The following is a 10550-nucleotide window of genomic DNA, read 5'->3' as shown; positions in this document are numbered from 1 at the left end:
TTTTATCAAACTCATTAGCATATACGGCTCTGAACTCGCCGGTTTGTTCAAAACCAAGCTCAATTCCACCAACCCCAGCAAAAAATGACGCAATTGTATGTTTGCTTTTTATTGTAGAACTTACAGATTCTTGCATTTGCTCTCTCCTTTATAATTTGTTTTCGAAGCTATTATTATATCATTATGAGACGTGATTTGCAGCCAGAAATTATTCTGACCTTAAATTTTATGCGTTCTCTTCTTTAAATTCAGTATATGAGCCAGTTTCCATGAAGTCTAATAGATAATAATCTTCTGCTTTCTTTGTTAATTTAACACTATCGATGCCTATTTCATTTAAGGTGCTCATGTTAACCAGATGATTTGGTGCAATCTTCAAGACGTCTCTTAATATCCATCTTCCTAAATCTTTATTTGGATCCGACATCAGTGCCTTGCCTCCGGATTGTGCTACTTTACACTTCATGACATCACCGTTAGGTAACTCCACTTGAAAGGTTGGGGAATCTTTTGCACTCTCCCCTTTTACTTTCCTTTGTTTCGCGTATGCAAAAAATGTATCAAACGATTCATGAATCCATGCTGGAATAGGTATGTACACTTCATCAGGATGACGAACTCTCCCCTGAGCATTCCATTGATTTAATCCAGAACGCTGTGGTACATCTCCACGATTTGGCGAATATAAAGGTAAAACAATATAGTTTTCTTTCGATTCTGAAATAAGTCTTGAATCAGCAATCTCAACTTGCATAGACTTTAGTAATTCAAATGGATTTTCTAAGATGTCTACATCAAAAGTTACAATTTTATTTTGTTCTTGAGTATAAAATCGTTTAAGAAGTGTATTTTTAGATAATGAATAGGAATATTCGTTGTATTTGTCAGTAAATCGAATAGTATTTTTACTTTGTTTCTTTTGTATGCGAATAGAATTTATGTCCACTAAATCTAAAGGTGTTTCAAACACATTCATCTTGCCTGGCTCTCTAGTAATTAAGTGATAAACCGAATCAGTTGCATCTGTAATATTTTGAGTCACTTCGATTCGTTTATTTCTAAGTTCAGCTATCATATAAACAATCTCTTCATGACTTTTGAGTTTACGAACCTTATCACTATCACCATTAAACTCTGCGACCTTTTGATACGTCCGTCCATTATTTTGCAAGAACGTTTTTAAGCCGATTCCAACTCTGTCTTTTATTGCATCATAAGACACGTCACCACGTGATAAGTTTTTGGCATCAAATGAAGCACAAAATAAATTCTCATGTGCCCGATAATAAAGATAAGGTGAATTGCTATCAGAAAAAAGGTTTGATAGTGAACCTAAAATTTTCAACATCTCAATATATTCTTCTTTTTGACTTTTGGTTTGATTATTCCAAAACAACTCCGACACTCCAATCACTCCTATTAGTTATGACCTACTATATTATAATATCCCATTTTAATTATATTAAATTTTCTACTTTTTCTAATATTATCGCATTAAACTCACTTAGTCGAATATCAGATATTTTGGTGTGAAATATTTCAAATAATACAACATTAATGCCATTAAACCTAATTTATTCTCTTCTAAACAGTCAAACTTTTGTTATAATATAGACACTATTATAATAACTAGGAGCGTTTACATGAGCATAAATTTTGGCGACAAAAAATTTAATATTTATAGAAATTATATCGAAGAACGCAGAACGGATTATGAAACAAGTTGGGACTCGCTTTCAGATTTCGACTTCTATACTCGCAAGGATATTGGTTCAGAAGCTTTTGAAGAGTTTAAGTTTCAAATGCTTAAACCAAGTGATACAGATATTGATTATTCAACTTGGCAAGAACTTGTTAAATATATGAAGAGTGATTCTAAAAGTAAAAAAACAACTTTATTATCCAAAAACAGCAAAAACGATGCAATATTATCAGACGATCCATATTCTCAATGGAAACAATATGAGAGAAAACTTGTCAGCAAAGGGTTTTCAGCTGAATCCATTGCAAATATTAAAGATGATGCCTTCAACATAGTCCAACAATTAAGTATGGACACACGCGAAAGCGGTGCAATTAAAGGGCTAACGATCGGTGATGTACAATCGGGAAAAACAGCTAATATGGCGGCAGTTATGTCAATAGCTGCTGATAACGGATTTAATTTTTTTATTATTCTATCAGGAGTGATCGAAAATTTACGTATCCAAACAGCTAACAGGTTATATGGTGATTTAGACTCAAATAAAGGTGCAGCTTGGTGGGATTGGACTAATATTGATAATCCAAAAGTTTCAGATAGAAGTGCACCGAATAATTGGAATAATATTAACTTACAGGAACATAGCAAAAAGAAATATTTCGTTGTTTCATTGAAAAATAAATCTAGACTAGATAATTTGGCAAAGTGGCTTTATTCGGATCCAAATAAATTAAAACAGTTAAAAATACTCATTATCGATGATGAAGCTGATCAAGCAAGTATTAATACAAAAAAACTAGAAGATGAAGAAAGAAGTACTATTAATAAAAAAGTTCTCGATTTAGTAAATGGTTTTAACGGAAAGCAAGCCCTTGCAGTCAACTATATATCTTATACTGGTACGCCTTATGCAAATGTATTAAATGAAATTGGGGATTATTCGTTATTCCCTAAAGATTTTATCTATACCTTAACACCTTCAAGCGACTATCTTGGTGCTGATAAAATGTTTGGTTTAGCAGAACCAGAGACAGGTCCTTCCTTACCCATCATTAGAACAATCAGTGATACAGATAAAGAATTAATAAAATCTCTGCATAAAGGGGATACTAACTATTTGCCACCTAGTTTTCAAAAAGCGATTGATTGGTTCGTGTTGGTTTCTGCAATGCAAAGACACTTACGTTTTACGAAACCCGTATCAATGTTAGTTCATACAAGTTTAAAAATTGTTGATCAAGAAAAAGTGGCTTCTTTAATTCGTGCATATTTAGAGAGCATGCGTGAGAATCGTGAAGAGTACTTTGATAAATTAAAAGAATTATTTGAACATGAATCGACTGAATTTACTAAAGAGGATTTCTCTGAAGCAGTCACATCTTACTCAAGTAAGGAGTTTATCAATGACTATCCTAAATGGGAGGATATTTTAATCCAACTTAAAGGCCTAATCAACTCAAATAACGAAAATTATGTTGATCATATAGGTTTAAAAGATGATGAGGCTTTAGAGTATCATAAAGGATTCCATCTTGTTATAGATAACAGTCAGACTCGCGTTGAGAACCAACATGTTCGACTAGTTTATCCTGAAAGGAGACTTAGCTTTGCTCCACTGTTCATTGTAGTCGGCGGGAATACTCTCTCTAGAGGTTTAACCTTAGAAGGACTTGTTAGCTCTTACTTTATCCGTCAAACAAAGCAAGCTGATACTTTATATCAAATGGGAAGATGGTTTGGTTACCGTCCTACATATGAATTATTCCCTCGAGTTTGGATGGATAGTGAGACTAAAAGACGATTTGAATTCATTACTCAATTAAATTCTGAACTTATTGAAGATATTCAAGATATGAGTGCTAAAACTTACTTACCATATGAAGCTGGAGTCAAAATTAAAAATTCACCTAATAATAATTTTTTAAGAATTACTTCAAGTAATAAAATGCAATCAGCAGAATTATCTGATATTGATTTTTCTGGTTTTAATCGTCAAACAATCCTATTTAAAAACGAGCTATCAGTTTTAGAAAATAATTTGACAGTGACAGAAAAATTCTTGAACTCTCTTACTGATGAATTTGACTTATCTAGAAATAAAATGATTTGGCGTGATGTTGAATATGATTTCGTTAAAAAGTACTTAGAATCAATGATTTTTAGTGATAAAGATACTGCCTTTTCAAATATTAAAGCTTTTCTAGATTGGTACGATGATACTCGCGAAGAGAATGGTTACGCTAATTGGAATATTATACTTTCTTCGAAAGGAAATATCCCGAAAGTATCGGATAATCAGTCAGGTTGGGATATTCATGGTTATAACCCACCGAACATCCAACGTTCGCGATTAGGTCAAGCACAAAATGATGGAAAAACAGTATCAATTGGTGCGTTACGGACACCTTCTGATTTAATCAGCGATATCGAACAATTAAATTCGGAAGATATGAAAAAGAGCCCTTCTGGTAGAGAAGCACAACAACTTAGAGCTAAACATGGACTGGGTAACGTGCCACAATTAGTGATCTATCGAATTGACAAAGGAAAGCAAACTGAAGAAGAATTTAGGAAAGCTCGAAGTACTTCAAGTAATAGATATCCTTTAAACTTCGAAAAAGATTTAATCGGAATCAATCTCATGATTCCAGGTGCACGAAAAAATAAAAATCTTGCAAGAAAACTTAAAATTGTTGTCCCGATTAATGAGGATGATGGCGATTCCCATAAGGAGGATGAAGAATGAAAATTGAAATAGCACGTATAGATGACAGAATGGCGCCTTCTGGAAAAGCTATATTACGGTCTTTGCAGAATGATTCGCTACCAATAGTCGATTTAGTTGTTCGTGAATCATTCCAAAATAGCCTGGATGCCACTTTACCTAAGAGTGATCAAACAAATATTGACGTAACCATTGGCAAAATCGCAACAAATAAAATTGCTCATCATTTTGACTCTATCGATACTCGACTTAAGCAATTATTCCCTAGAGAGTCAACTATGGTTGCTATTAGAGATAGTAATACGTCCGGTTTAACGGGAAAGTTTAATACGGATGATAAAGATGAACTTAATAACAGTAATATATATAAATTAATTTATGGTCTAAATATGAACCAAGATAAAGTAGATGCTGGTGGATCATGGGGTCTAGGTAAAACTAGTTTTTTCAGAATGGGCAGTGGCATTGTCATATATTACTCACGTGTTAAACATAATAATAAATATGAGGAGCGTTTAGCTGCCTGTCTCATTGAAGATTCCGATAAATCAGATGCAATTATGCCTAATAACGACAGGGGTATTGCTTGGTGGGGAGAAAAAAACTCAACAGATATCTATGATAAAACATTACCAATTACGGATCCTCAGTTTATCTCAGAGTTCACTAAATCTTTAGGTATCAAGCAATATAGCGGGAATGAAACTGGGACAACTATAATCGTACCATTTATCAAAGATTCTAAGGTGACTATGGAGGACACATCAAAGAATGATTTCCCGTGGGAAACCGATATCGAAGAATCAGTTATTCAAGCTATTCAAAGATGGTATTTCCCGAGAATTTACAACCGTCATTACAACCGGTTTACAAATAATTCAATCCTTGCACCTTCCGTCAATGGTCGTATGATCAAACCTGAAAATTTTAGTAATACGTTTGATTGGTTCCAATCACTATATTCTATTGCCACACAATTGGGGTCAACTGAAGAAAGTAAGACACATGGAAGAATTCAAGCAAAGACCATTCACCTTGCTACTACTGGAATGTCGAACAGAAAAATCCCCATTGGATACTTGGCTTATGTACAATTAAGTCTTGATGACTTAAAAGCATATAAAAACAGCGGGTTTATCTCCCCTATCAGCTATATTGGTAATGCGACCTTTAAAGACGGTAGCCCTTATGGAGCAAATATTCTTGCTTATATGAGAAAGCCAGGGATGGTAGTTGAATATGTTGTCAACGACAATGAATGGATGAAGGGTTTATCCCTTGAAGAAAATTCATATGTTTTTGCTGTCTTTGTACCTAATAGTGATGGTAATTTGCATAAGAAATACTTGAATTATTATTCTACCCTTGAAAGCTATCTTCGAGATACTGAGAATGCAGACCATGCAACTTGGATTGATAAAATCATTGATAGTGGGCGAGTGACTATTGTCAATCGAATAAAAAGATCAGTTGCTAAAGAATTATCAGCAGATTTAAATAATACTGAAGCTAAGGCCTCTAAGCGTACATCAGCTTTAAGTAGACACTTCGGTAATATGTTCCTACCTATGTCTAACTTTGGTAAATCTGCTACAATTCAGCAAAAGCCTCAAAGAAAAAAGAAAAAAGACACATTGGCACCGAATTCGCTCATCAATGTCACTGATATTGGGTTTGTTTCTGAGAATTTACGTTCAGTATCATTTAACGCGACCTTGCAAGCAGATACAAAGAGCACGCTATTCTTTACTGTTCTCACGACAGATAAGGCATATAACCAAGAAAGTTGGAATAAAACTTTTGAAGGTTCGCTTCCTTTTCCGTTTATTATTAATAAAGTAAAATTAACAAAAATCGCTAATAAAAAAGTAAACCATGTTACAGATACATCGCATAAAAAATCAGCTAGTTTCGAAATACCAAATCCAAATAAAGAAAAATTAGTTATCGAAGGAACGATTGAAATCGAGATACATGATTTATCTATGGCTCCTAGCTTGTCGATGAATACCGAACATATCAAAAAAGAAGGTGATGACTAATGAGTTCAAAATTTCTTTTATACAAACTGCTTGATGAAAACTTAATGAAAGAAGCAGGCATTTACCTCTCGCTTCCAAAGCTGTCATATGCCGATGTCTTAAATGATGAAAAAACCATAGAGTTAGACGATTCATATTCCTACAAAATCAATGAATATGATAGTATTTGGTCACCTACCGAAAATGAACTACAACTTACACAATCAATTTCAATCAAACACCCGTCTAAATTATTTGGTCTAGAGGGTGTAACCGCTCAAGAAAACACCTTAGCGATTGCTGTAAAAATACATTCTCGAACATCAAACTTTACTGAGAATTTTATTCTTAAAAAATTCGGTATGAAAGATTCAAATATTGAGATTGATTTTGAAGAAGTTTTCGAACCAAATTCATTACGAGGTACTATCTTTTTTGAATATTATTTAATCGTTCATGAACTACATAACACTTCCCTTTTCCAAGCTGATGAAATCGGGATGCAGCTTAGCTCAGAACCACTTCTAGCATATTCTGTCTCTGTAGATGGAGATGGTTCAGAATTCCCTATCGAAGAGTTCCATGATCCCGAAAGTGGCTTATGGAGAATCTGGATGGATTGGGTTGATGTATATTCAGACTCATTTGACTCTTCAAATATCAGAATCTTAATTAATAGCGCGCATCCATTATATGATCGCCTTTATACTAATACGAATAAAATGAATCAGTATACATTAAATAATATTATTGTCTCATCTATTATACTTGTTATTCAAAAAGCAATTATTATTGATCAAAACATCATAGATGAAGATATGGATGCTGAACCAAATAGTATTGCTAAAGCAATATGGTACTGGGTGTCTACTTTTAATATTCAAATTGACTCATTGGAAGATATTTCTAATAGCGCTCATGCAAATCTAGACCCATTCTCTAAGGAGTGATAATTATGTTAAACTGGCCTGATTATAGTAACACTAAAGCCGAAAGTGACTTTGAGTTACTAGAAAGTGATCCAAGACGTCTGATTGATGTTAAGGTCCCTAATGAATTTAAAGAACTTCGAGCGATGTTTATCCAAGCCCGTGATGAAATTTATGAAAAATATAATATCGATGAAAAAGGTATTGATCGTTTTAAATATACTTTCGATTTAGAATTCGGTTTAGAGTTATACCGAATCCTAAATCAATCATTTACTTTTACTAACCGCGACGCATCAAATGATGATATTTGGAAGTTTTTGTCAATTAAAGTCATTCCAGATATCGTTCATGCGCGACATGGCCTGTCAGCTACTTATTACTATAAAATGAGCAGACGTGTTTGGTTGAAGCAAATATATTGGTACGTCAATTTAGGTTGGCAAGGTAGTTATGAAGAAACATTTAATATATTAAAAAACAATACTACTGATACAATTATGAACATTGTTGAACGCCCCGCCGAAGGTTATAACATTGAATTAGTGCGAGAAATATTAAAACAATACACTCGCTACAATGATACAAGTAGAAAGATACTCAGAAAAGTTTTAGTATTAAATACAGCCTTAATTAAATCAAACTCACCTGAATTTTTTGACGGTGGTATCACTAAGTATGTACAACACCTTTTTGAACGGGTGGTGTGATATATCGAGAGATCAAATAACTCATTATATTCGAAAATAATCGTTCCCTATGCAAATAGATGTTCAGACTTATTTATTATATCTGGTTATGCCTCTTCATCAATGACAGAAAGATTATTACATGACTATCCTAGCTTAAATATTACTCTTTACATTGGTATGACTACACAACATGAAGGCCTCTCAAAGAAAGATCATGAGGGATTTTTGAATTTGACCAACCAATACGGTGAACGAATCAAAATAATGTATCAAATTACGCAACCTCCAACTCATATAAAACTATATAGTTGGATTAAAGACGGAAGTTACTATATACATTTTGTTGGGTCAGCTAACTTCTCTGAAAATGGATTATTTAAACTAAATGAATTAATGGTAGAAAGCCAACAAAATTTTGAGTCCCTGTATCTTGAACAAAATAAGAAATCAGTTCCTTGCACTCATCCAGATATTCAAAAATTAATTACACTATATGATGATAGCATTGATACTGACCCAATTATTGAACTCGAAGAAGATAAAGATCTTGTTACTGAAAATGATGATTCAACCTACTCCCGAAATGAACGAACAGCGTCTAATGCAAGACAGCAAACAACTGAACAATCTTTCTCAAATTTTTTTAATAAGCAATTAACATATATTACTCATAGTCCTTCAAATTATTATGATATAATAGAAATTCCCGTTGTTTTCAAAAACAATTGGAATAGTTCTCGTAGAGGAATAAATAATATGTTTAAAGCTGGACAGGCTAATTATTTAGAACAATCTAATAAATATCCGTTCACCAACACTTTCCCTTATAATAGAAAGCTCAAATTCTTTACAGATGATAATAAGATATTAGAGGGAAGATTCGATGAGGATCACGATGGTCGTTTATACTTTTATGATGATATTTACCAATACTTTGCAAATAGGTTAGGTATAAATGAAAAACGACCCATCACTTATTCCGACTTAGAAAAATATAATAAAGATTTCGTGAAAATTTATAAAATTAATGATACTGAATTCCTTTTTGATTTCAGTAATCGAGTTTAGGAAGGATTTGATAATTGTGCTTAATATAGTTGAAACGTTTAGTGGGGTGGGCGCACAATCCGAAGCACTTAAGCGCGCTAAAATCCCATTCAAAGTTTCTGCTACCGTTGAATGGGAACTAAGCGCGATTTATGCATATGATATCTTGCATAATGGTCCTCAGGATTTAAGTCTTTATCGTCATCATAATAAAGAATCTTTATTGAAGGAATTGGCTCAATATAATTTAAGTTCTAACGGTAAAGAACCCATGACTGAAAAAGCTTTATCTGCTTTAACTGTTGGCCAACTAAAAGCAATCTATCATTCATTAATAAACAATAATAATCTTGTGGATATTACTTCAGTTTCTGCAGATGATTTGGACGATGATATTGATATCTTAACTTATAGTTTTCCTTGCCAAGACTTATCAGTTAGCGCTCGATGGTGGAATAATTCAAGTGGATTAGATCGGGATTCTGGAAACCGCTCAAGTCTTTTATGGGAAATTGAACGACTATTAATTGAATTTAAGGAACAAAATAAACCATTCCCTAAATTCTTACTCATGGAGAATGTTACAGCAATTAGATCTAAAGCTCACATTGAAAACTTTAGAGTATGGACTAATTTTTTAGAAGATTTGGGATATGTTAATCAAATTTATGATTTAAGTGCAACCAATTTCGGTGTACCTCAATCAAGAAAACGAACATATATGATTAGCGTATTTGTTGGGGATGATCTAGAGATTGAACAAGAGGTTATGAACTATTTCCTATCAAATAATCTTGAGCATATCAAACTCTCCGCAGAAAGTATCAATCCAATCAGTGATTACTTAAGATTAGATTATTCAGTAAAGCATTATCTTGAGGAAGCAATTCATGCTACACCGAATTTTACAGCTTCTCGAGAAAAAATATTTAATAACAACTTAAAATTAGCAACCGATAGTCAAGCAGATAACTCTTTGATTGCTCGTACTATTACTACAAAGCAAGATCGTAATCCCAATTCTGGTATTATCGCTTATGACAAGAACCCTTTAGTTGAAGGGACCAGATATCGAAACCTAACACCTAGAGAAGCCTTTTTACTTATGGGATTCACGGAGGAAAGTTTCGATAATCTAACAATTAAGAACCCTTCTGAAGACGTAAAAAAAGCTTTTCTAACGCAAGCTAAGTTATTAAAGCTAGCTGGAAACAGCATTGTAGTTAATGTCCTCTGTGGTATTTTTAAACAGATGGATTACATAAACACCCATATTCTTCCTCAAGATGACAAGGAATCCCAAAGTTTATCCGACTTTGGTTTAGAAATTAATATACTATAATTCTTAATAAACGCAAACGAAGTTAGGCGCTCTACAAATTTGTAGAGCGCCTTGTTTTATTGGTGGCATTTATTTGAATATAATTATTGATC

Annotated in this window: 8 protein-coding genes; 6 read left to right on the top strand and 2 right to left on the bottom strand. The window is 33.3% G+C overall.

Annotated elements, in window-relative coordinates:
- Both ACTHW2_RS06935 and ACTHW2_RS06930 read right to left on the bottom strand, forming a co-directional pair.
- On the bottom strand, positions 1-136 hold a 136-nt coding region (locus ACTHW2_RS06935), incomplete at its 3' end, for a DNA cytosine methyltransferase (RefSeq protein ID WP_442263234.1).
- Positions 137-226: 90 nt separating this feature from the next.
- On the bottom strand, positions 227-1405 hold the full coding sequence (locus ACTHW2_RS06930; protein WP_212746705.1) for a restriction endonuclease PLD domain-containing protein: 1179 nt from the start codon (positions 1403-1405) through the stop codon (positions 227-229).
- 238 nt (positions 1406-1643) lie between these two features.
- On the opposite strand from ACTHW2_RS06930, the gene ACTHW2_RS06925 reads away from it, so the two are divergent.
- The 6 genes from ACTHW2_RS06925 to dcm are packed head-to-tail and all read left to right on the top strand — an operon-like array spanning position 1644 to position 10458.
- Positions 1644-4448, top strand: coding sequence for a Z1 domain-containing protein (locus ACTHW2_RS06925; protein ID WP_442263232.1), 2805 nt, complete (start codon positions 1644-1646; stop codon positions 4446-4448).
- Positions 4445-6469, top strand: coding sequence for a hypothetical protein (locus ACTHW2_RS06920; protein WP_442263231.1), 2025 nt, complete (start codon positions 4445-4447; stop codon positions 6467-6469). Before ACTHW2_RS06925 ends, ACTHW2_RS06920 begins: the two co-directional genes overlap by 4 nt.
- Positions 6469-7398 carry a hypothetical protein gene (locus ACTHW2_RS06915; protein WP_407095117.1) on the top strand — a complete coding sequence of 310 codons (930 nt, stop codon included), beginning with the start codon at positions 6469-6471 and terminating at the stop codon, positions 7396-7398. Before ACTHW2_RS06920 ends, ACTHW2_RS06915 begins: the two co-directional genes overlap by 1 nt.
- A gap of 5 nt (positions 7399-7403) precedes the next feature.
- Positions 7404-8087, top strand: coding sequence for a hypothetical protein (locus tag ACTHW2_RS06910; protein ID WP_407095116.1), 684 nt, complete (start codon positions 7404-7406; stop codon positions 8085-8087).
- Positions 8088-8090: 3 nt separating this feature from the next.
- Positions 8091-9137 (top strand): restriction endonuclease PLD domain-containing protein, encoded by a 1047-nt coding sequence (locus ACTHW2_RS06905; protein WP_442263233.1) that lies wholly within the window; start codon positions 8091-8093, stop codon positions 9135-9137.
- Between the two features lie 16 nt (positions 9138-9153).
- Positions 9154-10458: a DNA (cytosine-5-)-methyltransferase gene (gene dcm, locus ACTHW2_RS06900; RefSeq protein ID WP_442263230.1), complete on the top strand. Its 1305-nt coding sequence runs from the start codon at positions 9154-9156 to the stop codon at positions 10456-10458.
- Positions 10459-10550: the final 92 nt, after the last annotated feature.

This window comes from Tissierella sp., from assembly GCF_052089545.1.
Lineage (GTDB): Bacteria > Bacillota > Clostridia > Tissierellales > Tissierellaceae > Tissierella_A.
This window is presented reverse-complemented; position numbering and strand designations above follow the sequence as displayed.